Here is a 24,255-nt window from a genome sequence, read left to right as displayed (position 1 = left end):
TGTGGGGGTGGGGTCGCTCATGGGTGCTCGTCGTTGCGGGTGGTGTCGGGACTGTGGTGTTCCTCGTGTCTGCCGGTGACCGGGCCGTAGAAGGTGCCGCCGGAGAAGTCGACGTGGTCCCCGGTGCGGTGGGTGGTGTTGCCGATGCCGCCGTGCACGGTGTGGGCCTGCACGGTGGTTCCTGAGGAGTTGCCGGTGATTGTGTTCACTACACCCCCCGGGGAGGGTGCGGACGAGGTCTGGCTGGTGGAGGAAGAGCGCAGGGCCCATAGGCCGACCAGCAGGGACGCCACTCCCACGGGCAGGGAGGCGATGCCGGCGATCTGGTTGAGCTCGTTCAGCCCCCATCCCAGGTCGGGGAAGAACCGGGGCGCTGCCCAGAACCCGGCTAACACCAGCGTGATCACGCCCAGGACCAACACCCAGGCCTTCCTGTGTCCCATACGGGTGATTGTTCCCCGCCCGGGCCGCGGTGGGCAGGGATTCGCCGGAAACAGCCAGGCATCTCTTTCCCGCCCCGGGGCGTGGTGGGGTGGCGCGAGTACCCGCTTCGGCCCTACCCGCACCCTGAGGCGCCTGCGCTCAGTTCTGGTCGTCGTTGGGCTCTTGTCCGCCGTCGCTATCAGCGCGGGCCTTATCCAACGCTTCCCGAGCTTGGTTGTGGTGGTAGGGGTCGTTCGTTGAGTCCAGCAGCTCCACCGCCTCCTCCAGCACCGGCACGGCCCGGCCGAGGGAGCCGGACCGGTGGTAGACCAGGCCCAGCTCGTAGCCCGCACGCCCCTGGAAGTGCTGGTCGCCGATCTGTCGGAAGAAAGCTACTGCCCCCTCCAAGGCCTGGACCGCCTCCTGCCAGCGCTCAAGCCCGCCCAACGCGATACCCACACCCGCACCGGCGTTCTCCGCACCATGCGCATCACTAGTCTGCTGGAACAGGTCGCGGGCGCGGGTATGCGCCTCGAGCGCCTCCTCGAACCGGCGCACCTCGCGCAGGGCGTTGCCGAGGTTGTTCCACGCCCCCGCCTCGCCGTGGACATCACCCAGCTGCCGATACAGGCCGCGGGCGCGGGTATGCGCCTCGAGCGCCTCGGTGAACCGGCGCACCTCCTGCAGCGCGTTGCCGAGGTTGTTCCACGCCCCCGCCTCGCCGTGGACATCACCCAGCTGCCGATACAGGCCGCGGGCGCGGGTGTACGCCTCGAGCGCCTCGGTGAACCGGCGCACCTCCTGCAGCGCGTTGCCGAGGTTGTTCCACGCCTCCGCCTCGCCATGGACATCACCCAGCTGCCGGTGGAGATCTCGGGCGCGGGTGTGGGCCTCGAGCGCCTCGGCGAACCTGCGCACCTCGCGCAGCGCGTTGCCGAGGTTGTTCCACGCCACCGCCTCACCATGGACATCACTGGTCTGCTGGAACAGGTCGCGGGCGCAGGTGTGCGCCTCGAGCGCCTCCTCGAACCTGCGCACCTCGTGCAGGGCACCGCCGAGGTTGTTCCACGCCACCGCCTGATTCGTTCGGTTGCCCTGGCGTTGAGCTGTGTCCAATGCCAGGCGGGTGAGGGTGATCAGGTCGGAGAAAAGCCGCCGCCGGCTGAGGTAGTGGCCCAAGTTGAGCGGCAGAGAGGTGGTGGCCCGGGCATGGCCGGTGCGGTGAGCGGTGTGGGCGGTGTTGATCAGCACCGCCCGCTCCGTGTCCAGCCACGCCCACGCCTGCTCCGGCCCGGCGAAGGTACCCGGCACCTCCTGGCCCGACAATGCCCTCAGGTGCCGGACCGCGTCGACGGCCCGGTTGGTGTAGTGGTCGAGCAGGCGGCGCCGAGCCCGGGGGAAGCGGGAAGGAAGGTGGGGGCCGTCCCGGGTGGCGGCGTAGGCGGCGACCAGGTCGTGCATCGACCACCGCCCCTGGGAGGCGGTGAGCAGGTGGGAGGCGGCCAGCCCCCGCAACTGCACCAACACCCCCGGCTCGTCCGTGCCCGCCAGGACCGCGGCGGCCGCGGTGGAGATGTCGGGTCCCGGGGCCATCCCCAACAGGGTGAACAGCTCTGCTTGCTCGATTGGCAGGCGGGCGGTGGAGGAGGCGAAGACCGCTACGAGCTCGCGGTGGTCCGTGAAGTGGACGATGCGGTCGGCCCCATGGGCCAGGGTGCGAGCGAGCTCACCAGCTTGCAGGTCGGGGGCGTTCTTGAGCTGCCCGGCCGCGATACGCAACGCCAGCGGCAGCCCCGCACACGCCTTGGCTAAAGCTGTCAGACCCTGCAGATCGTGGACGCGTTCGTCGTCGGGGTCGGCCAGGCGCAGGTCGGCCACCACTACCTGGAAGGCCTCCTCATCGGTGAGCGTGCCCACCTTCACCTGCCGTGCGGGCAGGGAGCCCAGGCGTTCGCGGGAAGTGACGAGCAGCCGGTGCCCGCCCGGGCCGGGGGCCAGGGGTTGGACCTGGTCGGGGTGGGAGGCGTTGTCGGCCACCACCAGCACCGGCCCGCCGTGCTCGTTCGCCTGGGCGTGCAGGGTGGCCCGGTACAGGCCGGCCCGGGCCCCCTCCTCCTCGGGGATCCTTTCTTCCGCGACGCCCAGGGAGACCAGCAGCGACTGCAGGGCGCGGTGGGCGTTGACGGGGGTGGTGTAGCCGCGCAGGTCCAAAAACAGTGCCCGCGAGAAAGCCTTCTCGCGTCGTGCTTGGTGGGCGGCGGTCAGGGCCAGCTGGGTTTTGCCGACCCCGCCCATCCCGGCCGCGACCACCACCGGCGCCCCCTCGGCTTGGGCGGGGTCCAGAGCGGCTCTCAGTGACTGTTGGGTATGCGGGTGGTTGCGTGAGGTGACCGGCCCGGGTCGCTGGCGGGAGAACAGAACATCCCCGCCAGAATTGCGCTGTGTGTGCAGATGCAAGTCCGGCGGGGACGCCCGCCCATGCTACCCCTCTAACCTCTCCGACCCCGTCTGGGAGGTGATCGAGCCCCTCATGCCCGTCCGCGACCAAGCCAAAGGCGGAGCACCCCGCAAATACGACGACCGGCTGGTCTGGAACGCGATCCTGTTCGTGCTGCGCTCGGGTTGCCAGTGGCGGATGATCCCCCACGACCTGATCCCCTGGGACGCCGCCTACCGGTGGTACCGCACCTGGAGGGCCGACGGCACCATCGATCGGATCCACGACGCCCTGCGCGCCCGGGTCCGCGAGGAGGCGGGCCGCGATCGGGACCCCTCGGCGGCGGTGTTGGACTCCCAGTCGATCCTGACCGGGGAGGGCGGTACCGACCGCGGCTACGACGCGGGCAAGCGCACCAAGGGCCGCAAACGCCACCTGGTCGTGGACACGTTGGGGTTGGTGCTGGTGGTCGCGGTGACCTCGGCCTCGGTCCAGGACCGCCCCGGTGGGCGCCGGGTCTTGGAGACCTTGGCGGCCCGGTTCCCGACGGTGGGGCTGGTATGGGCTGACGCGGGGTACGCGAACAAGGTCGACAGCGGCCTGCTCACCTGGGCGTATGAGACGTTCCGGTTAGTGGTGCAGATCGTCCGGCGCAGCGACGACGCCAGGGGGTTTCAGGTGCTGCCGCGCCGGTGGGTGGTGGAGCGCACGTTCGCCTGGTTGGTGCGCAACCGCCGTTTGGCGCGCGATTACGAACGTCTGACCACGGGTTCGGAGGCCATGGTCAAGCTCGCGATGATCCGGTTGATGGCCACACGGCTGGCCGGTCAGAGCGAGCGGTGGAGCAACCGCTCTGCCGACCAGGCCGTGTAATCACCCGCATACCCAACAGTCACTCAGGCGGGCCAGGTCGGTTGTGCGGCCGGTGAAGCCGGCCTCCACCGCGGGCAGCTCCGCGGCCAGCGAAGCAGCACCCTCCACTCCGGCGTAGAAGTGGTTGTTCTGCTCTCCGATGACGTCACGGTTCGCCCTTGGTCCGGACTGCTGCACGCGGGTGGACTGGGGGCGTGCCTTCTTTTTCTTCTTGGGCACCTCAGCCCTTCCGGTCCGGGCCGTGGTGGTTGTTCTGCACCCCGATCACGTCACGGCCCGCCACAGCCCCGGTCTGCTCCACCCGGGTGCCCTCGTGGTGGTGCTTCACCGTGTTGGCCACCCCGCCGTGGATGGTGTGCGCCTGCACCGCGGTGCCGTGGACATCACCGATCAGGGTGTTCGACACCCCGGCCCGAGTGCTGGCGGCGCCCAGCCTCTCCAGGGCCTGGCGCATCGGCGCGGTCACCTCAGGGTTGGCGCCCACCAGGCGGCGCAGCTTGGCCTTCCACTCCCCGACTGCTTCTACAGCCAAAGCCGGGTCCTGGGCTATTTCGGTGCGGGAGCGGTCCAGCTCCGAGGCCGCCACATGGGCGGCCTTGGCGAACAACAAGGAGAACTCCTCCCGGACCGGCGCCCAAGCGGGGCCGTCGTGGGAGGCCATGACGCGGACCAGGGCGGTAGCGGTCTGCTCCACCAACTCAGAACTGTCATCGGCCACGGTCGTACCCGCCCTTTTTCTGGCCCCGGCCAGGGCCGGGGAACGTGTGGGAAAGACACGTTAACCGCCCCCGGTACGCACCTGCGCGCTTCCCGTCGAAAACCCCCACCCTGGCCGCATCCGGCCACCCGGCAGGACCAGCCCAGTGCCGCTGCGCCTGCGACCTTCCGCGAGTCGAATGGCGGCGTGCTCCCCTTCGGGGCTGATGATGGCGGTCGAGCCATGGGGCAGGCATCAGACAGACCGCACCGGGACCGACCCGCCCTTCGGAGAGTGCGGTTTAGGTAGAGCGCCTTTCCAACCCACCACTCCTCGCCTGGGTTGCGCTCGCTGCCGGGCGTCCCGATTTCCCTAAATCTGCCCCCACAAGAGCAGTTGGCACGGCTTGCGAGTGTGGATCTGGACAGGCGTGGCCGAGAACGCCACTCAGGCGGCAGAATCGGCGTATGCGACGAACATGGGTGTGGATCCTCGCGGCCGTTGGAGCGGCCTCGTTAGCGGTGCTGGGCGCCTCCCTGGTGCTGCCCGGGCTGGAGGAACTCTCCTGGGCCGCAGGGGCCGGGTCCTTCGTCCTGGCCGCCGCGGCCCTGGCCTTAACCTGGCCAAGCCAGACCCCCTCCTCCTCTTCCTCTTCGACGCCGGCACCCTCACCTGTGGCAGGGAGAACCTCGGTGGACAACCGCAGCACGGGCGCTATCCACGGCACCGCGCTACAAGCCGGGGCCATCCACGGGCCGGTCACCGTAAACTCCCTGCCCGCCCCAGCGGCCTCGCCCGTGCCGGGATGGGTTCAGGTGGCACTGCCCGCTCACCAAGCCGATGCGTATGAACTGGGCGCCCACGACGCCCTCCCCGGCCCTGCCAGTGAAGGCCTGCCCCCCTACGTGCACCGGGATGTGGACGACGAGCTCGACCGGCGCCTGGCCGCGGCGGCGGCTTCACCACGCGGCGGGCTGGTGCTGGTCACCGGGCCCTCCACCGCAGGCAAGACCCGCGCCCTAGCCGCCGCACTAGCCCGGACCCTACCCGACCGGATGCTGGTGGCCCCGCCCGAGGGCACCGACCTGCGCCCCCTGCCCGCCTGGCTCAAGGAGCAAGCCACACAGGCACCGCAGGGGTGGGTGGTCTGGTTAGACGACCTGGACCGCCATCTGGGCACCTCAGAGCTGACTCCCGCTCTGGTCACCGAACTCGGCCATGCCGACGCAGTGGTGGCCGCCACCATCCGCAGCAAACGGTTCAAGGACCTGCGCCCGACCTCCACCGAACACGCCCATGCAGTAGAGGGAGCAGGCTACTCGGTGCTCAAGACCACACCGGTCATCGTCGAACGCCGTTGGTCCACGCCCGAACGCGAGCGGGCGCGTGACAGCGGCGATGAGCGCCTGGTACGGGCCGCAGACGATGAGCGGTTCGGAGTAGCCGAGCAACTGGCCGCGGGTCCCCGACTCCAACAGGAGTGGCTCGAGGGTCTCGACAACGGCCACCCGCGCGGCTACGCGTTGGTCGCCGCCGCCGTGAACCTGGCCGCAGCGGGGGTATCGAGCCCGCTGACCCGCGAACAGATCCACACCGCCCACACCACTTACCTGCCCGCACCTCCGCCTCTGCCGGAGGAAGCCAACCAGGCCTGGTTATGGGCCATCCAACAGCGCAGCGGACTGGCCGGGCTGTTGGTGCCCACCGATCACCAGGGCAGCCAGTGGCGGGCCTTCGATTACCTCGCCCCCCAGGGCCCCCTGCCCGAGGCCGCGTGGCGCGCGGCCTTGGACGCAGCCACCGACCAGGACCGGCACGACGTCGGCCTCACGGCCTACCGCGCAGGCCGAGCCGACATCGCCGAAGCCGCTTTTCTCCCGTTGGCCGAGCAAGGCGACACCGGCGCCATGTCCAACCTCGGGAACCTGCTTAGGGAAGAAGGTCGGATTGAGGAAGCCGAGAGCTGGTACCGGCAAGCCGCCGACCAAGGCCTTGTCAGCGCGATGTTCAACCTTGGGCTCCTGCTGAGGGAGGTGGGCCGGGTTGAGGAAGCCGAGAGCTGGTACCGGCAAGCCGCCGACCAAGGCCTTGTCAGCGCGATGAGCAGCTTCGGGCTCCTGCTGAGAGATTCGGACCGGTTGGGGGAAGCCGAGACATGGTGGTGCCGGGCTGCTGAGCAAGGCGACACCGGTGCAATGAGCAACCTCGGCAACCTGCTGATGGAGGTGGGGCGGCTAGAAGAAGCCGAGAGCTGGTACCGGCAAGCGATCGACCGAGACCACACCGACGCGATGAGCAACCTCGGGAGTCTACTGATGGAGGTAGGTCGGGTCGAGGAAGCCGAGAGCTGGTACCGGCAAGCGATCGACCGAGACCACATCTACGCGATGTTCAACCTCGGGAACCTGCTGGCGAACGTGGGTCGGGTGGAGGAAGCCGAAGCCTGGTACCGGCAAGCCGCCGACCAAGGCCTTGTCAGCGCGATGTTCAATCTCGGGATATGGCTCATAAGGGCAGGTCAGGTGGATGGGGCCGAGTCCTGGTTCCGGCGGGCTGCCGAGCAAGGTCACACCAACGCGATGTCCAACCTCGGATTCCTGCTGATGGAGGTGGGGCGGGTTGAGGAAGCCGAAAAGTGGTGGCGCCGGGCCGCCGAGCAGGGCCACACCCATGCGATGTTCAACCTCGGAAACCTGCTGGCGAACGTGGGTCGGGTGGAGGAAGCCGAAACCTGGCGGCGGCGGGCCCAGGAGATGGGGGGTGCCGAGTGAGCCCGCCTGTAGTGTCGGGGCGCGCTTGTCCGCTGCTGGTTTCTCCTGTTTCCGTCCTCTGATAAGAGCAGCTAGCGTGGCCTGCGAGTGCGGATCCTGACAGGCGTGGCCGAGAACGCCGCTCAGGCGGCAGACTCGTCGCATGCGACGAACATGGGTATGGGTCCTCGCGGCCGTGGGAGCGGCCTCGCTGGCAGTGCTGGGAGCCTCCCTGTTGCTGCTCGGATTAGAGGAGCTCTCCTGGGCCGCAGGGACCGGTTCCTTCGTCCTAGCCGCCACAGCCCTGGCCTTAGCCTGGCCCCACCGCACCCCTTCCTCCCCGGTGCCGTCACCCTCGCCTGCCCCGGCAAGCACGCCGGTAGACAACCGCGCGGGCGACAACCATGGCACCGCACTCCAAGCCAGGGACATCCACGGCCCGGTCACCGTGCACCACCCAACCGCCCCGGCGACTTCACCAGTGCCGGGGTGGGTGCAGGTGGCCCTGCCCGCCCACCAGGCCGATGCGCACGAACTGGGTGCCCACGACGCCCTCCCTAGCCCTGATGGCGAAGACCTGCCCCCCTACGTGGCTAGGGATGTGGACGACGAACTCGACCGGCGCCTAGCCGCGGCTGCGGTCGCACCGCGCGGCGGCTTGGTGCTGGTGACCGGGCCCTCGACCGCGGGCAAGACCCGGGCCTTGGCCCAGGCACTGGCCCGTACGCTGCCCGAGCGGATGCTGGTGTCCCCGCCTGAGGACGCCGACCTGCGCCCTCTGCCCGCCTGGTTCAGGGCGAGTGCCGGAAGCGCACCGCGGGGGTGGGTGGTGTGGTTGGACGACCTGGACCGTCACCTGAGTGCCTCGGGTCTGACCCCGGCTCTGGTCGCCGAATTGGGCCAGGCTGGCGCGGTGGTGGCCGCCACCATCCGTCGAGAACGGCTGGATTCCCTGCGTCCGAGCGCTACCGACCCCACCCCGGGGGCAGAGGGGGTGGGGTATGCGGTGCTCAAAACCCCGCCGGTCGCTCTCGACCGCCTCTGGAGCGTGCAAGAGCGTGAGCGTGCCCGCACCACGGGCGATGAGCGCCTGGTCCGGGCCGCCGCCGATGAGCGCTTCGGCGTGGCCGAGCAGCTGGCCGCAGGCCCCTACCTGCAGCAGGCCTGGAACCACGGTCCCGACAGTGGCCACCCACGCGGGTACGCACTGGTGTCTGTAGCGGTGGGCCTGGCCCGAGCTGGGGTATCGAGTCCACTGACCCGAGAACAGCTCCATGCTGCTCATACCGCCTACCTGCCCCATCCGCCGCCCCTGCCCGAAGAGGCCGACCGGGCCTGGGAATGGGCCACCCGGCCACGCAGCGGCATGGCCGGACTGCTGGTGCCAGCCGACCATAAAGGCCTCCGGTGGCGGCCCTTCGACTATCTCACCACCCAGGACACCCTGCCCGACGCGGTCTGGCGCATCGCCTTGGATGCGGCCACTGACCGGGACCGCTTCGACGTCGGGCTCATGGCTTACCATGCTGAGCGGTCCGACATCGCCGAAACAGCCTGGCGCCCTCTGGCTGGCCAGGGCGACATCTCCGCCATGTTCCACCTCGGGGTCCTGCTAAAGGAATCGGGACGGAAGGCAGAGGCAGAGACCTGGTGGCTCCGAGGTGCTGAGCAGGGCGACACCGGCGCGATGAACAACCTTGGCATCCTGCTAGCGGATCAGGGACAGACAGAGGACGCCGCGGCCTGGTTGCTCTGGGCGGCCGACCAGGGCAACAACACCGACGCGACAGTCAACCTCGGGTACCTGCTGCACAAGGCGGATCGGTTGGCGGAGGCAGAGACCTGGTGGCTCCGAGGTGCTGAGCAGGGCGACACCGAAGCAGTGCTCCTCCTCGGGCTACTACTGCTTGGGTCGGGGCGGAAGACGGAGGCAGAGACCTGGTGGCTCCAAGGTGCTGAGCAGGGCGACACCGCCTCGATGCTCCTCCTCGGGTTCCTGTTAAAAGAAGCGGGTCGGGTGGAGGAGGCCGAGTTCTGGTACCGGAAAGCTGCCGAACAAGGTCACACCGACGTGATACTCCTCCTTGTGAACCTGTTGAAGGAGGCGGGTCGGGTGGAGGAGGCCGAAGTCTGGAGGCAGCGGGCCCGGGATGCGGAGAGTGCTGAGTAGCTCCGCCGTAGCGTCGGGGGTGCTCGTCCGCTGCTGGTTTCGCTGGTTTCTGGCCACCGACAAGTGAACCAGATCGGCCGTCGCCAGAGTGCGGGCATGGGGAATTACTACACTATTTACCAGCCATCCTCCATCCCTGTAGAGGCCGCGTGCTCACGTATTTTCTTGAAGATGTAGAAGTACCGAAGCACAGACATGGTGACCCTCCAGAGAGCGAAGTGGTCACGCATATTTGGACCCGTTGCTACAAAGGACATCTTCTCCGCGGTGCTCTACGTCTATCCAGGGAAATCCCTGTTCGGAGCGCGAAGTGCCTTGTCGTAGGCCCCCTGAATTATCCCTAGGCCAGTAAGCCAGAGATCGGCGCGGACCCGTTCAGCTTGCGTGCGTTCGCAAGTTCCGCCTGTGTGCGTCCGCAGCAAGTTTTCCTTGCCGTCAGCATCGCCCCTCGTTGGTTTCTGCAGACCACATTGCTGATCTTCTGCTCATTTGTTGCGAATCAAGTTGTGCTCCATGGAACTCCCAACACGAAGGGAGTTGTCATGGTGCACGACCAAGAGCGGCCCTTTGAGGTGCTGCGGCGTTCGATGGAACTGATCATCCGCGGCCCGAGACAGGCGACGCTGCCGACCTCGGATCTGGACGAGGTCGACGCCCGGCAGGTGAGCGCCACTCAGGCCATAGAGCTGTTGCGTCACGCCCCTCAGGAAGTCACTGATGCCCTCTGGCACCGCCTTTTCGCCTGTTCCCGGGCGGGCGAGGCGACCTGGACGGTGATCGCGGCAGGGGCGATGCTGCCGCGCATGGTGGTGGCCTGTTCCCGGTACGCGCGGGTGTCCCCCCAGCACATCCCCGATGTGGAGGCGGAGATGTTGACCGCGTTGCTGGAACAGGTGCGCTCCCTACCCCTTGAGGTGAGCGATGTGGGATCGCGGCTGTGGTCGGCGGTGGCCAACACAGCCAACCGCTACGGCTACCGCCACGCCCGCGACACGCACCGGTGTGTGGAGTACAACCCCAACGCGCACGCCACCGACCAGGCCGCCGAGGGGCGGGGGCCGGTGAGCGTCCTGGCCGACGCCGTTCTCGCCGGAACCCTGTCCCCGGTGGAGGCCGACCTGATCGCCCGCACCCGGCTGGAGCGCAGCACGCTGGCCCGAGTCGCCGAGGAGTTGGGATTGACCTACATCACCGCACGTCGCTGGCGCCGCGCGGCCGAGGAGAAGCTGACGGCCGCCCTGGAAGAGAAGAAGTCCACGGAGACGATGAGCGCTATCGCGCCCTGAATTCCTCTTGATGGGTGAGGAGGGATCTCTCCTCACCCGCAGAGGAAGCACGACAGCCGGGGCGGAGCAGGTATCGAGCGCCTACCGATACAGCCTTTGAGTGAAAGGAGGGATCGGCCCTTCGCCCCGGCCCTTTGGTTCGCGTGCCTTCCCTGCTTTCTGTGGGGTTTCACCGAATCGAGGTGACGATCATGAAAGCTCTCAGGAGATATCTTCGCCCAGTCCTGGTGGTCGGCGTGGTGACCGTGAGCGTCGTCCTGGCCTCAGCCGAGTTGTGGCCCGCGTGGGCGCAGGAGGCCGAGGATCCCGGGGTCACCGACCTGGACGCCGTCATCACCAACATCCGCAACTGGATCGTCGGGCTGCTGGTGGTGCTGGCCACGCTGCTGCTGACCATCGGCGGGCTGCGCTACCTGCTCGCCGGCGGCGACCCCGGTGAGGTTAACAAGGCCAAGGACACCCTCAAGTACGCCGCGCTGGGCTACCTGGTGGCGATCCTCGCACCGATCCTGGTGCAGATCCTGCGCGGGTTCGTGGGGCTGTGATGAGACCGCGACCGTGGGCTGTGGCGGTCCTCATCCTCTCCCTCAGCGGTGTAGTCCTGGTCGGAGCACCGACAGGCGCCGAAGCCGCACCGGTCCCCGCAGACGTTCCCGAGGAGCCGGGTGAGCCCGCGCCGACCGATCCCGAGGAGTGCGGGACCTTCGACTACGGTTGCCGGGTCTCGGTCGGCTTCCATGTCTGGGTGGCAGACTTCGTGGCAGAGAGCGTGGAGTTCACGATCACGCTGGCGGCGCTGCCCGCTCTGTCCACCCCTCCCCCGACCGACGGGGTCAGGACCGCGTGGAGTGAGGTGCTGGCCGTCACCAACAGCCTGTACCTGCTGGTGATCGTGGCGGCCGGGGTGTTGCTGATGAGCTACCAGACCGTGCAGACCTCGGCCGGGCTCAAGGAGCTGCTGCCCCGGGTGGTGTTGGGCTTCGTGGGCGCGAACGCCTCGTTCCTGCTCACCGAGATGATGCGTGAGCTGGCCAACGGTATCTCCGTGACCATGCTCGACGGTGCCGCCACCGTCGACAACATCACCGAGACGCTCGCCCGAGTGCTGGGTGATCCCGGTGGTGAGGCGCTTCTCGTGCTGCTGTTGATGCTGATCGGTTCGTTGCTGGTCTTCTTCTTCATGCTGGCGGCCATCGTGCGGATCGTGCTGTGGATCCTGCTGGCCGCCGTCGCCCCGCTCGCGCTGGCCTGTCACGCGCTCCCCCAGATCGACGGACTGGCCCGTCTGTGGTGGCGGGCGATGGGAGCCCTGATAGTGATCCAGGTCGCCCAGGCCCTGGTTCTGCGCCTGATGGTGGTGCTGTTCCTGTCGCGGGACGCCGCCCCGGACTTCGTCGAGGCGGCCCAGGGCGTCATGGACGTCCTGTTGATCATCTGCTGCATGTACGTGCTGGTGCGCATCCCCTTCTGGGCGTTCAAGCAGGTGTTCAACTACCAGAAGTCGCCCCTGGTCAAGGGAGCCAAGCTCGCGGCCAGCCTGCTGGTCTTCCGCAGCCTGGGCAGGGCGTTCGCAACGAAGAAAACCGCCGGGACCGCGGCCGCCTCCCGAGCAGCGAGCCGTGCACCCACCACAACACCGGCGCCCGCCCCCACCCGGCCGGCACCGCGGTGGCACCAACCCGAGCTGCCGAACTTCTCCGCTCGGCTGCCGTATCGGCAGGACCCTCTTCCCGGAATCGACCGGCGGATCGATCGCCCTCAGCAGGCGCGGCTGCGGGAACGGCGCCGCTACCACCAGCCCGAACTGCCCCATCCCCGGCAGACGCCGCCCCCGAGGTGGCGTCAGGAGCCGTTGCCGCAGTGGCAGGAACCCACACCCCGGCAGGAGATGTTGCCCGGAGCCCGCAACCTGCCACCGCCCCGACCACGCCCTCAGCAACCCGCGTTGTTCGATCCCCCAACCCGTTCCCGTCCTCGGAGGAGGCCCTGAGTGTCACGTGTACGTATGCCCGCCGACGTGGAGCGCGAGGACAAGATCCTGGCCGGACTCACCGCCCGCCAACTGGTGATCATCGGTGTTCCGGGGATCGGGCTGTGGGCCGCCTACTCGGTGCTCGGCCATCTGGTGTCCCCGATCGTGATCGTGGTCGTTGCGGTTCCGGTCATGGGTGCGGCGGTGGCCGCGGCGCTGGTCCAGCGCGACGGGTTGAGCCTGGACCGGCTGATGCTAGCCGCGTTCCGGTTCGCCCGCTCCCCCAAACGCCAAGCCACCGGAGACCTCGGCGCGGCCGGGGTACCGTCGTGGATCGACGCCGCACCACCGCCGCTTCCGTCCCCGCTGAACCTGCCGGTGCGGTCGATCGCCGACGACGGTGTGGTCGACCTGGCCGAACACGGATGCGCCGTCCTGGTCTCGTGCTCCACGGTGAGTTTCGCCCTGCGTACGCCCTCGGAGCAGAACGGGCTCGTGAACGGTTTCGCGTCCTACCTGAACTCTCTCCAGACCCCGGTGCAGTTCCTGGTGCGGGCCGAGTCCATCCACCTGGATCCGTTGGTGGACGCCCTGGACAGCGCGGCGCCGCACCTGCCGCACCCGGCACTGGAACGCGCCGCCCGCGACCACGCCGACTACCTGGCCGCGCTGTCCCAGACCCGGGACCTGCTGCGACGGCAGATCGTCCTGGTCGTGCGCGAGAGCGACGGCAGTGCCGCCCATGCCGCCGCCGCGGTGCGGCGCCGCGCCGAGGACGCCGTGCGGACCCTGGCCGCGACCGGAACCCGGGCGACTGTGCTCTCCAGCCCCGAGGTCTTCGCTGTGCTCGCCTCGGCCGCTGACCCCTCGAGCCGTCACCTACCACCCGAAGGGCTGGCGGCGTCCGACTCGGTCATCACCGGCCCCGCCAGCGAACAGGAGAAGTGATGCACGGGCGCAAGAACAGGAGGAAGACCTCCTCCGAAAGCGAGGCCGTGCCCGCCGAGGTGGAGATCGCCGTCCGCCACCTGCGTGTGGGAGGCGGGGTGAGCGCGACATGGGCCGTCACCGGCTACCCGGCAGAGGTCGGCTACGGGTGGATGGAGCCCCTGCTGACCTACCCGGGGAGGCTCGACGTGTCCCTGCACATCGAACCGATCCCCGCGCAGACCGCCGCCGACCGGCTGCGCCGGCAGATGTCGAAGCTGGAGGCTTCCAGCCGCACCACCGCGGAGAAAGGCAAGCTGGAGGACTTCGAGGCCGAGGTCGCCGCCGAGGACGCCCGGGAGATGGCCGCCTCGCTGGCCCGCGGTGAGGGCAAGCTGTTCCGGGTCGGGCTCTATCTCACCGTGCACGCCGCCTCACAGGAGGCTCTGGCCGAGGAGGTCGACCACGTCCGCTCTCTCGCCTCCTCCATGCTGTTGGACGCCCGCCCCGCCTCCTACCGCCAGCTCCAGGGGTGGATCTCCGGGTTGCCGCTGGGCGTGGACCTGCTGGACCAGCGGCGCAGCATGGACACCAGTGCCCTGTCGGCCGCGTTCCCCTTCGCCAGCCCGGACCTGGCCGTGCAGACCAGCGAACGCGCGGTGCTGTACGGCCTCAATGCCACCTCCTCCGGGGTGGTGGTGTGGGACCGGTGGTCGATGGACACCTACAACACCGTCGTGCTGGCCCGCTCCGGTTCGGGAAAGAGCTACTTCTGCAAGCTGGACCTGCTGCGGTCGCTGTACTCCGGTGTGACCGCCGCGGTCGTGGACCCTGAAGACGAGTACACCCCTCTCACCACGGCGGTGGGCGGCACGGTCATCCGGCTCGGCGCACCCGGCGTCCACCTGAACCCCTTGGACCTGGCCCTGGACCAGGCGGCCTCCCGTGACGCGGTCAGCAGGCGCGCCCTGTTCCTGCACACCCTGATGGCCCTCATGCTCGGCGGCGCCCTGTCCGCCCGCCAGCACGCAGCGCTGGACCGCGCCCTGGTCGCCACCTACCGCCGGGCGGGGATCACCGCCGACGAGCACACCTGGTCCCGGCCCGCGCCGCTCCTGGCCGACCTGGTCGCCACCTTGGAAGACGACACCGACGAGCACGCGCGTGAACTCGCCGCCCAACTGGTGCCGTTCGTGAGCGGCTCCTACGCCGAACTGTTCCGCGCTCCGACCACACAGCGGCCCACCGGGCATGTGGTGTCCTGGTCGCTGCGCAACCTCCCCGACGAACTCAAGGGTGTGGGCACGCTGCTGGCGCTGGACTCGATCTGGCGCACCGTCGCCGACAGCGTTCCCGACCATCCGCGCATGGTCCTGGTGGACGAGGGCTGGCTGCTCATGTCCGAGCCCGAGGGCGCCCGGTTCCTGTTCCGGTTGGCCAAGGCCGCCCGCAAGCGGTGGACCGGGTTGACGGTGGCCACACAGGACGCGGCTGACGTACTGGGGTCGGACCTGGGCAAGGCCATCGTCGCCAACAGCGCGACCCAGGTCCTCATGCGCCAGGCTCCCCAAGCCATCGGCCAGATCGCCGAGGCCTTCGGGCTCTCCGAGGGTGAGCAGCAGTACCTGCTCACCGCTTCCCCTGGCGATGCCCTGTTGTGCAGCGGCGCGGATCTGCGGGTGGCCTACCGGGTGGTGGCCAGCGACGCCGAGCACGCCCTGGTCACCACCAACCCCGCTGAGCTGGCCGCCCACGCGTCACCGGACTCTCCTGCGGGCCTGGGCTGGCTGGAGGACGAGGACGGGGAGGACCTGCTGTGAACAGCGCCGTGACCGATGTTGTGGACGTGGTCGCCACGCTCTTCGGGCTCCTCCTCGGCGTCCTGGCACCGCTGTGGTGGGTGCCGGTGATCGGAGCCGTACTGGTCGTGTGCCGCCGGATCCTGGTGTGGACGCGCCACCTGCGATGGAGCCGGAACGCCCGGCTGGTGGAGATCCTGTCGCCGCCCACCGCCGAAATGGCCGGCGCGGAGGCGTTCTGGACGCAGATGCTCGGCCTGCTGCACCCGGCGTGGAAGCGTGCCCTGTTCGGCCAACCGCACGTGGTGTGGGAGTACGAGACGGACGAGACCGGGCTGCGGATCCGCATGTGGGTGCCCGGTTCCGTTCCGCCTCACCTGGTGGAGCGCGCGGTCGAGGCCGCGTGGCCCGGCGCGTCCACAACCACCATCCCTGTGCCCTCGCCCGTCGACGGCGTGGGTGCGCATGGTGGAGTCCTGCGTCTGGCGCGTCCCGACCACTACCCCATCGCCGCCTCCCATGAGGAGGATCCCCTGCGCGGGCTTCTCGGTGCCTCTGGCTCTCCGGTGCCCGGGGAGAAGGTTCTGGTGCAGGTGGCGGCCCGCCCGGTGACCGGTTTGCGTCTGCACAAGGCGAACCAGGCCGCTGCTCGGCTGCGGTCCGCGCACAGTGTGCAGGCGGGTCTGTTCGACGCGATCACCCCTGGTGGCAACCGGCGCAGTGCTTCCTGGGCCGCGTTGCGCCCCGAGGTGTCCGGTGAAGTGCGTGCCATCCTCGCCAAGAGTGTGCGGCCCAGGCTGGACACGGTGGTGCGGTACCTGGTCACCACCCCCGCCGAGCAGCCTCAGGGGAGGCAGCGCCGTCGCGGGCGCGCCCACGCGATCACGGGGGCATTTTCCGCCTTCAGCCTGCACAACCACTACAAGCGCCGCCGCACACCCCTGGTCGCGGCCGTGCTGTCGCGTCTGCGGTTCCTTGGTCGAGGCGACCTGTTGTCCGCGAAGGAGCTGGCCGCCGTCGCGCATCTTCCCTTGGACGAGGCCGTGGCCGGTCTGGAGCGGGCGCCGGCCCGTCCGGTTCCGCCGCCGCCCGGGCTCGCCGAGGACGAACCCGGTGCCCGGGTCCTGGGGCGCTCCGACAGCGGCCCGCCCCGGATCGTCGGGCAGCGGGCTGCGGACGCCCGCCATCACACGCACATCATCGGTGGCACCGGTACCGGCAAGACGTCCCTGCTGTTGAACATGGCCCTGGACGACATCCGCAAGGGTCGCGGGCTGGTCTTCATCGAGCCCAAGGGCGAGTCCGCGATGCTGCTGTCGCGGATGCCGGAGGAGGCGGTCGAGCGGGTCGTGCTCATCGACCCCGACGACAACGCCCCTCCCCCTGCGCTCAACCCCCTGGCCTCCGACGACCGCGGCCGCTCCGCCGACACCATCACCGGGATCTTCCGGCGGATCTTCACCGACTCCTGGGGGCCGCGCACCGAGGACATCCTCAGGTCGGCGTGCATGACCCTGGCCGGGACCGAGAACGCCGGACTGGCCAACATCCCCCGCCTGCTGGAGAACTCCTCGTTCCGCAACAGGGTCACCGCCTCCATCACCGACCCCGTGCTCAAGGGGTTCTGGGAGTGGTTCGACCAGCAGTCCGGACCGGCCCGCGCACACGCCACCGCACCGCTGATGAACAAACTCCGGTCCGTCCTGCTGCGGGGATTCGCCCGGGACCTGCTGGCCACCACCACCCACGGCCTGGACCTGCGCACGCACCTGGACACCGGTGGGATCGTCATCGCGCGCCTGCCCAAGGGCGTGCTGGGCGAGGACACCTCCAGCCTGCTGGGCTCGCTGTTGCTGTCCCAGGTGTGGAACGCCGTGCTGGCCCGTGCCCGCCAGGCCGAGGCCGACCGGGCCGACATCGCCATCTACCTGGACGAGGCGCAGAACTTCCTGACGCTGCCCTACGGGGTGGACGACATGCTCGCCGAGGCCCGCGCCTACCGCGCCGGGCTCGTCCTGGCCCACCAGGACCTGTCCCAACTGCCCCGGGACCTGCGCGAGGCGGTCTCCGCCAACGCCCGCTCCAAGGTCTACTTCGACGTCTCCCCCGAGGACGCCCGGGTGCTGGCCCGCCATGTACGTCCCAACCTGGGCGAACACGACCTGAGCCACCTCGCCGCGTTCCAGGCCGCCGCCCGGCTCGTCAACCACGGGGCGCTGTCGCCCTCCTTCACCCTGCGCACCCGGCCTCTGCCTCCCCCGGTCAAGGGCCGGGCGACCGCTGTGCGCAAGGCCGCCCGCCGCCATTCCACCTCCACCGCACGCAGGTGAGAGCACACCACCACAACAGGGAGGATCCCGTTGCGTACGCACACCCGGCCCGACCACCGCGCGCCCGTCCGTGCCCGTACCTCCGCCCAGACCCTGCACACGCTGATCCGGCGCCTGACCCCGCGCGACCGGGAGATCATGCGCCTGGTGTGGGAGCACCGCACCCTGACCACCGACCAGATCGCACGGCTGCTCTTCTCCTCCTACAGCACCGCCAAGCAGCGGCTAGCCACGCTCTACCGGCTTCGGGCCATGGACCGGTTCCGTCCCTGGATCGCGCAGGGGTCCGCCCCCTGGCACTACGTCCTGGACCTTCCCGGCGCGGAGATCCTGGCCGCCGAGGCCGACCAGACCGTGGCGGAGTTCGGCTACCGGCGCGGCAGAGCGCTGACCCTGGCCTACCGTTCCTCGCTGACCCACACCGTGGGCGTCAACGACGTCTTCGTGGCCCTGGCCGCGCACACCCGCGACCACGACGCCCGTCTGCGGTGGTGGACCGCGGCCCAGTGCCAGGCGCGATGGGGCGACATCGTGCGCCCCGACGCCGCCGGACGCTGGCGCGAGGGCGAGCAGGTAACCGGGTTCTACCTGGAGTACGACACCGGCACCGAGAACCTGCGCCGTCTGGCGGACAAGCTCGACGCCTACGCCGAGCTCACCCGGGTGACCACCCACCGGGGCATCGTCCTGTTCTGGCTGCCCTCGGCCAAGCGCGAGGCGAATGTGCGCCACCGCATCCTCCGGCCACCGGTTCCCGCTGCCACCGCCGTGCACGGCGCCCACCCGGCTGACGCGGTGTGGGCGCTGCTGGACGACCCCACCGGGCAGCGCTTCCGGCTCTCCGAACTGTCCCCCAGCCGCTCTGTACAGCCGCCGCTGCCCGAGTGGGAGGAGCACGGTGGCTAGCCCGCTCGGGTGCGGCTGTGCGGTGCTCGTCGCCGTTCCGGTCGTTCTTGGACTGCTGTCCTCACTCGCCGGTGTGGTGGTGGACGATCCCCACGCCGGCACGGTCCCCGACGAGGTCGACGGCGTCCACCCCGTGCTGTTGGACGCCTACGTCCAGGGAGCGCGAAGGCTCGCAGGCCTCCACCCCGAGTGCACAGGAATGCGCTGGCAGATCCTCGCCGGGATCGGCTCGGTGGAGTCTGACCACGCTGCGGGAAGCCGGATCAGTCAGAACGGGGACACCGAGCCGCCCGTCATCGGCCCTGTCCTGGACGGCACCGGCGCGGGCAATAACTGGACTCCCCATTACGACACCGACGACGGGCGCTGGGACGGCGACACCGAGTTCGACGCCGCGGTCGGAGCCACCCAGCACCTTCCCGCGAACTGGTCGGACTACGGGGTGGACGGCAACGGGGATGGGGAAGCCAATCCCCACAACGTCTACGACGCGGTGGCCTCCACCGCCGTGGAACTGTGTGCCAGCCATCCGGAGAACACGGTCGACTTCACTGACCGGGGTCAGCTCGCCGAAGCCCTGTTCCGGTACAACCCGTGGGACGTGTACGTGGACGAGGTCATGGCCGAAATCGACGCTTACACGGCGGAGTACCCGGACAGCGGAATCGGTGGTGCCGGTCCTGGCAGTGCCGCCGGACGGGCAGCGGTGGCGTGGGCGCTTGAGCAGGTGGGCAAGCCGTACGTGTGGGGCGGCACCGGACCCGACGCCTTCGACTGCTCAGGGTTGACCATGAAGGCATGGGAGGCCGTCGGGGTCGCGATTCCCCGGGTGACCACAGACCAGTACCACACCGGAACCCGTGTCCCCCTGGCCCAGGTCCAGCCGGGGGACCTGCTGTTCTACGACACCACCGACACCGGTGCCCCTGGTCCAGCTCCGTCACACGTAACCATGTACGTCGGCGATGGACAAATGATCAACGCTCCCAGCAGCGGACAGACCGTCCAGGTGGAACCTGTCGACTCCGGTTTCTACTCACCTCGGTTCATGGAAGCCGTGCGACCTTCTACATGACTGGCCTTCTCACAAGAGTTGGCTATTTTGCGCGCCACATCCCCCGAAAATGGAAAGACATAATACCAATAACGCACCAATTATCCCCGCCCAATGTCCACCACAGCAAAAAACATTGGATGCCAGCCTCCAGTCAGCCAGAACTTGCGCCATTTACTAGCCAAATTATGGCCACGGCAATTACTATGACAGCTACAGCACCGACTACCATGCCGAACTTGAGGTACTGCCACCGCTTCTGGTCGTCGATGTGAATGACCGGCGGCACGGAGCCGTCCAACTCCACAACCGTCCGCTCAATTCTAGCGACATATTCTTCCAGATCCGAAGAAGTCCGCGGCAACCTGCCAACCGCCACGTTGAGATCCTGAACAGCCTCAGGAGTCCCACGCAGGGCTGGCCAATCAATAACATCAACCGCAGAGAGAAGGTTGCTTGAGCACCTTTCAAGGTCTCCGAGGTTTTCTGCCGCCCTGGCGAGCATGGGAGCATAGTCAGGGAGGCTTGCGAGCATACGGGACGAGCGCTCAAGTGAAGCCACAGCGTCGTAATCCAACGTCGGTATGTAGGGACGGTCGAAGGCTTCCAAGGCAAGCGACTTGACCATGTCTGCGGTCTCCTTGCTGACCGAAGTCAACACACCGGTGGCTTTTTCGATGTCTTGCCTAGCCTCAACGACGGCATCGGCCATGAGTTCTTGCAGCTTTTCCTCATTGAGTACGCCGATCCCGTTAAGACGCGAGGAGAAGTCGCCCTCCCGCGCCTCCTTCCAAGCACGCAGGAGAGACACCGGCTAGTTTTCTACCGTTGCCATACGATCGATCATGGTGTGGTGTGGCTTGCAGAGCAGCATGAGGTTGGCGAAGCTCCTGCGTTCCTCACGCGTCATCGACATGTCGAACCGTGGCCCGTTCTTCTCCTCTGCACATATGTGTGCAATCTGGACGTTGACGAAGGGATCGCCCTTGATCACTTGCAGCACCGGCATCTGGCAACTCGGTTCGTAGCAGTGCCCGCGACTGAGGAGGAACAGTGCCTTTTCGACGCCGGTGTGTACGTAGTCCTTGCTCATCTGCCGTCCTGGGAGGGAAGAGGCCTATCGATGTCCGACGGGCGCGGTACTTGGCATCGTAAGTAGGCGGTCCGACAATCTGTGGGTCGCCCACAGACGACAGTCCAAACAAGCCCCTGAGCTGGACCTGGGAAGAACTTGAGTCCAAAAAGGTATCATCCTCCCACTAGATACCAAAACATCTCCATTCAACAAAAAACGGTCATGGCCACCCTCAATCCTGACGTGTTCTGGCACAGGAAAACGGACAACACCGAAGCTGGCTGTATCGCCCTGAAACCTGAGCTTTCTGAGAAGTTGATGGGTCAACCAACGCCGCTCAGCACGGGCGACACCGTCTCATACCGGGGTTTCAACAGGTCGAAGGGTGCTACCTCCGCTGGTAGCACCCTTGTTGTCGCTCCGCCAAGGCCGCGTTAGGCTGCCGGTGCGGATTCGTTTGCTTGGTCGCAGCGGGTTTCGCAGGAGGGACCGGGTTCTCACCCGGTCCCTTTCTCTGTCAGGTTGTGGTGTCGTCGGGAAGGGCGAAGACCTGCACCCATCCGCGGTCCGGCCCCATCCACAGCTCACCGCGTACCGCCTCTGACGGAGGCTCCAGGACGGAGGCGATCCGACGCGCCGCCTCGTAGTCCGGGAACCCGGCGGGCACGTTCTTCAACTCGGTCAGCATGGGGATGTCCCACTGGTTGAACATCCGCACGCTGTACCGCTGCCGGGATTCGGCACGTGCCACCTCGTCGGCCTGCTCGTACTCGTCCGCCAGCAGGTCGTAGACGAACTCGTCGGACAGGGGTTCGCCGTCAGAGTCGAGGCACATCTCCACGAAGATCCGCATGGCCTTCGCGGCTGACGGGGTCTCGGGGTGGAACAGGGTCGCCGAGCCCCTACCGTCGTTGGCAATGACACCGAGGCGCCGGGAGCCGAAACGCAGGTCGGCCGACCAGGCGATGCCGGAGACGGTGTCGACCTGGTCGAGTCGGGCCACGCGGAAGGGGAACTTCTCGGGAATCTGCAGTCCGGTGTGAGGCAGCCGGATCCGCTTGGTCGGCATCAGCTTGTCCTTTCATGAGCGCGGTCGGCTGTCCGACCGCGGGGTGGTGAGGGCGTCCAGCGCGACCTGCATCCGGCGCATGGTCCGCGCCTCGTCGGCGATGCGCACGGCCTCGTCCCTCTGGTGAAGGGCTCGCGTGGTGGCCTCTTCGGTGAGGGAGTCGCCGACGCCCAGGACGACGCGAAAGCCCAACTGCCACAGAACGGCGTTCACGGCGGCGCAGGCGACGGCGAGCGGATCAATGTCGATGCCCACCCACGTCGCGCGTGCGGGATCCTGTCCACGCCCGCGCATGGCCTCCGCGGCTGCTCTCCACATCCCAGCGGTGCCGACCGTGGGCTCGTGGATCTCAGGTGCTTCCGTCGGACCGGACATGCCGACGTAGGAGAGGAAGTCAGCGATGTGTCCGGGCGTGTAGAAGGCTCCGTGCGCGCTCTGGGCGTTGCGGCCCTTCATGACGGTGAGCAGCACACCGAACAGATCCACCGAACGGCGGGTGTCGGTGTCTCCGCTCAGGTCGAACAGCCCCGCGCGCACGGCCGCGCGTGAGACCTCGCGTGCTCCGCGTAGGGCCTGCTCGGACAGCCGCTGGTCACCGTGCCAGACCAACGCGAACGGTGCGACGGGGTTGGTCAGGTCGGGCCGCGTGCGCACGAAGGCGGCCCACTGCGTACACACGAACCGGTACAGGTCATCTCCGCTCAGGTCAGCGACCCACGCTGCGACAGCGTCGCGCTCGTGGACGGGTGGTGCCAGGAAGGTGAGAGCGGCGACCACCGACAGGGGCACTTCGAGATGCCCGTAGCCGTGGGCACGGTGCCACGCCGTGTCGACGGCGTCCGCGATAGCGTGCGCCTGCTCGTGGGGACTCTTGTTCGTGGCCATGGCGAAACCTCCGCAAACGGGGCCGTCCCTGGCAGGGACGGCCCCGGGAAACCGGTCAGCTGGACAGCCGGATCGGCATGAGCAGGTGCCGGTAGGCGGCGCTGCTCACGTTCTCGTCTCCGTCGGTGACCACGACGGGCTTGGTGGTGGCGGTGGCGTGCAGGGTGAGGGTGTCCGCGGTGATGCTGGACAGCGCGTCTTCCAGGAATTCGGGGTTGAACCCGAATCGCAGCAGGTCACCGGAGGTGACGCCGTCCGTCTTGGCCGGCATCTCCGGGGAGATGGTCGAACCCGACAGGTCGGGAGCGATGGTCACCGCGTCGGAAGTGACGGTCATCGTCAACGACAGGCCGTTCTCCTTCTTGGCCTTGAGGATTCCTCGCCCGCGCACGGTGGCCTTGAGCAGCTCGGCACGGTCCGCGGTGACGATGACCGAGGCGGTGTCCGGGAACAGCGGACGGAAGGCGGGGAAGTTGCCCACCTCCTCGTGTCCGCGGGTGAGCACGCGAACGCTGCCGCACGTGATGGCGAACAGGTCGTCGCCGATACCGATGCCGACGGTGTCACCGGTCAGCTTCTTGGTGAGCTTGGCCAGCGCCCTCCCGTGCGCCAGGACGGTACCCGTACCGGCCGCGGTGTTCTCGGGGAGAGTGGGCAAGATCGACCAAACCAAGCGGTAGCGATCGGTGGCGACCATGCTCAACTGGTGACCCTCGTCCGCGATCTCCATACGGACCGTCTCCAGCATCGGCAGTCCCCAGTCGGCACCGATGGTCGCGACGCTCACCCTGGCCAGTTCCGAAACGAACCGCTCACGGCCCATGCTGGCCAGCGTGGGCGGCGCCTCCGGCAACGTCGGGTAGTCGTTGGTGGGGTACTCCTCGAAGGGCACCGTGTAGCCGTCCACCGTCACCGACGGCGTGCCGTCGTCCCTGGCGAAGGTCACCGGTGCGGCGTCGGCCTGACGCTTGGGGGTGCCCTTCGCCGTCGCCGACAGCACCCCCTTCAGTTCGGAGTGCGAGACGACCACGCGCCCGGGCACGCGCACGGTGTCGGGCAGGGTGACCGTGATGGCGGTGTGGTAGTCGAACCCGGTCAGGGTCGCGCTGCCGTCCTCGTGTCCGGTGATCAGGACACCGGCCAGAACGGGCACAGCCGGTCGGGTGGCGACAGCGAGGCCGACCGTGTCCAGGGCGTCAGTGAGCACGCGCCGGGTAGTGGTCAGAGCGAACGTGGTGGTCTCGTTCATGGTCGTGGTCATCGGGTTTCTCCCCTTAGTTGTCGGCGTGGTGGATGTGGGTGTGTCCGGCGTGCAGGGACCAACCGGTGTCGGTGAGCGCGCCGGCGAGCCGTTCGGCGACGGCGTTCCTGGCGGTGTCTGCGTCCGTGGCCACGCACAAGGCGGTGACCATGACCGGGGATGCGGGAACGACGTCGAAGCTCAGCAGGTACACGGCGCCGGTGTCGTTGTCGGTGTCGGCGAGTGCGAGCGTGAACAGGTCGGCGATCCCGCACACCGTCGCGTCGGACGGGTCGGTGTCGGGCGCGGTCGCGAAAATCTCGATGGTGAGAACGGGCATCGGAGAACCTCCGGGGCTGGTG

21 protein-coding genes are annotated in these 24,255 nt (G+C 68.3%); 11 read left to right on the top strand and 10 right to left on the bottom strand.

The features are described from left to right. Positions 1-17: 17 nt before the first annotated feature. Positions 18-443, bottom strand: coding sequence for a hypothetical protein (locus PV789_RS10150; protein ID WP_274977163.1), 426 nt, complete (start codon positions 441-443; stop codon positions 18-20). A 139-nt stretch (positions 444-582) separates the two neighbouring features. Then, positions 583-2,736: a tetratricopeptide repeat protein gene (locus PV789_RS10145; RefSeq protein WP_274977162.1), complete on the bottom strand. Its 2,154-nt coding sequence runs from the start codon at positions 2,734-2,736 to the stop codon at positions 583-585. A gap of 130 nt (positions 2,737-2,866) precedes the next feature. On the opposite strand from PV789_RS10145, the gene PV789_RS10140 reads away from it, so the two are divergent. Beyond that, positions 2,867-3,733, top strand: coding sequence for an IS5 family transposase (locus PV789_RS10140; RefSeq protein WP_274973384.1), 867 nt, complete (start codon positions 2,867-2,869; stop codon positions 3,731-3,733). On the opposite strand, the gene PV789_RS10135 is transcribed toward PV789_RS10140, so the two are convergent. Then, entirely contained in the window at positions 3,734-3,952 is a 219-nt protein-coding gene (locus PV789_RS10135) for a hypothetical protein (protein ID WP_274977161.1), read from the bottom strand. It lies immediately after the preceding gene. Between the two features lies 1 nt (position 3,953). Beyond that, complete coding sequence (locus PV789_RS10130; protein WP_274977160.1) at positions 3,954-4,430, bottom strand: hypothetical protein; 477 nt, start codon at positions 4,428-4,430, stop codon at positions 3,954-3,956. A 692-nt stretch (positions 4,431-5,122) separates the two neighbouring features. Between PV789_RS10130 and PV789_RS10125 the strand changes: the two genes are divergently transcribed. From PV789_RS10125 to PV789_RS10080, 10 genes are all read left to right on the top strand, one after another. Continuing rightward, entirely contained in the window at positions 5,123-7,201 is a 2,079-nt protein-coding gene (locus PV789_RS10125; RefSeq protein ID WP_274977159.1) for a tetratricopeptide repeat protein, read from the top strand. Between the two features lie 580 nt (positions 7,202-7,781). Further along, the gene (locus tag PV789_RS10120; protein WP_274977158.1) at positions 7,782-9,350 is read left to right on the top strand and encodes a tetratricopeptide repeat protein; all 1,569 of its coding nucleotides are present in this window, start codon (positions 7,782-7,784) and stop codon (positions 9,348-9,350) included. A gap of 542 nt (positions 9,351-9,892) precedes the next feature. After that, complete coding sequence (locus PV789_RS10115) at positions 9,893-10,636, top strand: sigma-70 RNA polymerase sigma factor region 4 domain-containing protein (protein WP_274977157.1); 744 nt, start codon at positions 9,893-9,895, stop codon at positions 10,634-10,636. Between the two features lie 191 nt (positions 10,637-10,827). Then, positions 10,828-11,181 (top strand): pilin, encoded by a 354-nt coding sequence (locus PV789_RS10110; RefSeq protein ID WP_274977156.1) that lies wholly within the window; start codon positions 10,828-10,830, stop codon positions 11,179-11,181. Next, positions 11,181-12,626: a TrbL/VirB6 family protein gene (locus PV789_RS10105; RefSeq protein WP_274977155.1), complete on the top strand. Its 1,446-nt coding sequence runs from the start codon at positions 11,181-11,183 to the stop codon at positions 12,624-12,626. Before PV789_RS10110 ends, PV789_RS10105 begins: the two co-directional genes overlap by 1 nt. Continuing rightward, a complete protein-coding gene (locus PV789_RS10100) occupies positions 12,627-13,556 on the top strand; it encodes a PrgI family protein (protein ID WP_274977154.1) in 930 nt (309 codons plus the stop codon). It begins immediately after the preceding gene. Continuing rightward, positions 13,556-15,355: a VirB4 family type IV secretion system protein gene (locus PV789_RS10095; protein WP_274977153.1), complete on the top strand. Its 1,800-nt coding sequence runs from the start codon at positions 13,556-13,558 to the stop codon at positions 15,353-15,355. The genes PV789_RS10100 and PV789_RS10095 overlap by 1 nt, the downstream gene beginning before the upstream one ends. After that, positions 15,352-17,664, top strand: coding sequence for a type IV secretory system conjugative DNA transfer family protein (locus PV789_RS10090; protein ID WP_274977152.1), 2,313 nt, complete (start codon positions 15,352-15,354; stop codon positions 17,662-17,664). Before PV789_RS10095 ends, PV789_RS10090 begins: the two co-directional genes overlap by 4 nt. 30 nt (positions 17,665-17,694) lie before the next feature. Further along, positions 17,695-18,570: a replication-relaxation family protein gene (locus PV789_RS10085; protein WP_274977151.1), complete on the top strand. Its 876-nt coding sequence runs from the start codon at positions 17,695-17,697 to the stop codon at positions 18,568-18,570. Continuing rightward, positions 18,563-19,645, top strand: coding sequence for a C40 family peptidase (locus tag PV789_RS10080; protein WP_274977150.1), 1,083 nt, complete (start codon positions 18,563-18,565; stop codon positions 19,643-19,645). Before PV789_RS10085 ends, PV789_RS10080 begins: the two co-directional genes overlap by 8 nt. Before the next feature lie 133 nt (positions 19,646-19,778). Here the strand turns inward: PV789_RS10080 and PV789_RS10075 are convergent, their stop codons facing one another. The 6 genes from PV789_RS10075 to PV789_RS10050 form a co-directional block, all read right to left on the bottom strand. Then, positions 19,779-20,435, bottom strand: a complete 657-nt coding sequence (locus PV789_RS10075) for a hypothetical protein (protein ID WP_274977149.1) — start codon at positions 20,433-20,435, stop codon at positions 19,779-19,781. Between the two features lie 3 nt (positions 20,436-20,438). Beyond that, positions 20,439-20,717: an HNH endonuclease gene (locus PV789_RS10070; RefSeq protein ID WP_274977148.1), complete on the bottom strand. Its 279-nt coding sequence runs from the start codon at positions 20,715-20,717 to the stop codon at positions 20,439-20,441. 499 nt (positions 20,718-21,216) lie between these two features. Further along, a complete protein-coding gene (locus PV789_RS10065; RefSeq protein ID WP_274977147.1) occupies positions 21,217-21,768 on the bottom strand; it encodes a hypothetical protein in 552 nt (183 codons plus the stop codon). A 12-nt stretch (positions 21,769-21,780) separates the two neighbouring features. Further along, positions 21,781-22,653, bottom strand: a complete 873-nt coding sequence (locus PV789_RS10060) for an N-6 DNA methylase (protein ID WP_274977146.1) — start codon at positions 22,651-22,653, stop codon at positions 21,781-21,783. A 55-nt stretch (positions 22,654-22,708) separates the two neighbouring features. Next, positions 22,709-23,914 carry a DNA polymerase III subunit beta gene (locus tag PV789_RS10055; protein WP_274977145.1) on the bottom strand — a complete coding sequence of 402 codons (1,206 nt, stop codon included), beginning with the start codon at positions 23,912-23,914 and terminating at the stop codon, positions 22,709-22,711. A 13-nt stretch (positions 23,915-23,927) separates the two neighbouring features. Next, complete coding sequence (locus PV789_RS10050) at positions 23,928-24,233, bottom strand: hypothetical protein (protein WP_274977144.1); 306 nt, start codon at positions 24,231-24,233, stop codon at positions 23,928-23,930. Between the last annotated feature and the right edge of the window lie 22 nt (positions 24,234-24,255).

The organism is Nocardiopsis camelliae, assembly GCF_028993595.1.
Taxonomy (GTDB): domain Bacteria; phylum Actinomycetota; class Actinomycetes; order Streptosporangiales; family Streptosporangiaceae; genus Nocardiopsis; species Nocardiopsis dassonvillei.
The sequence above is the reverse complement of the archived record's forward strand: the minus strand, read 5'-3'. Positions and strand labels throughout refer to the sequence as shown.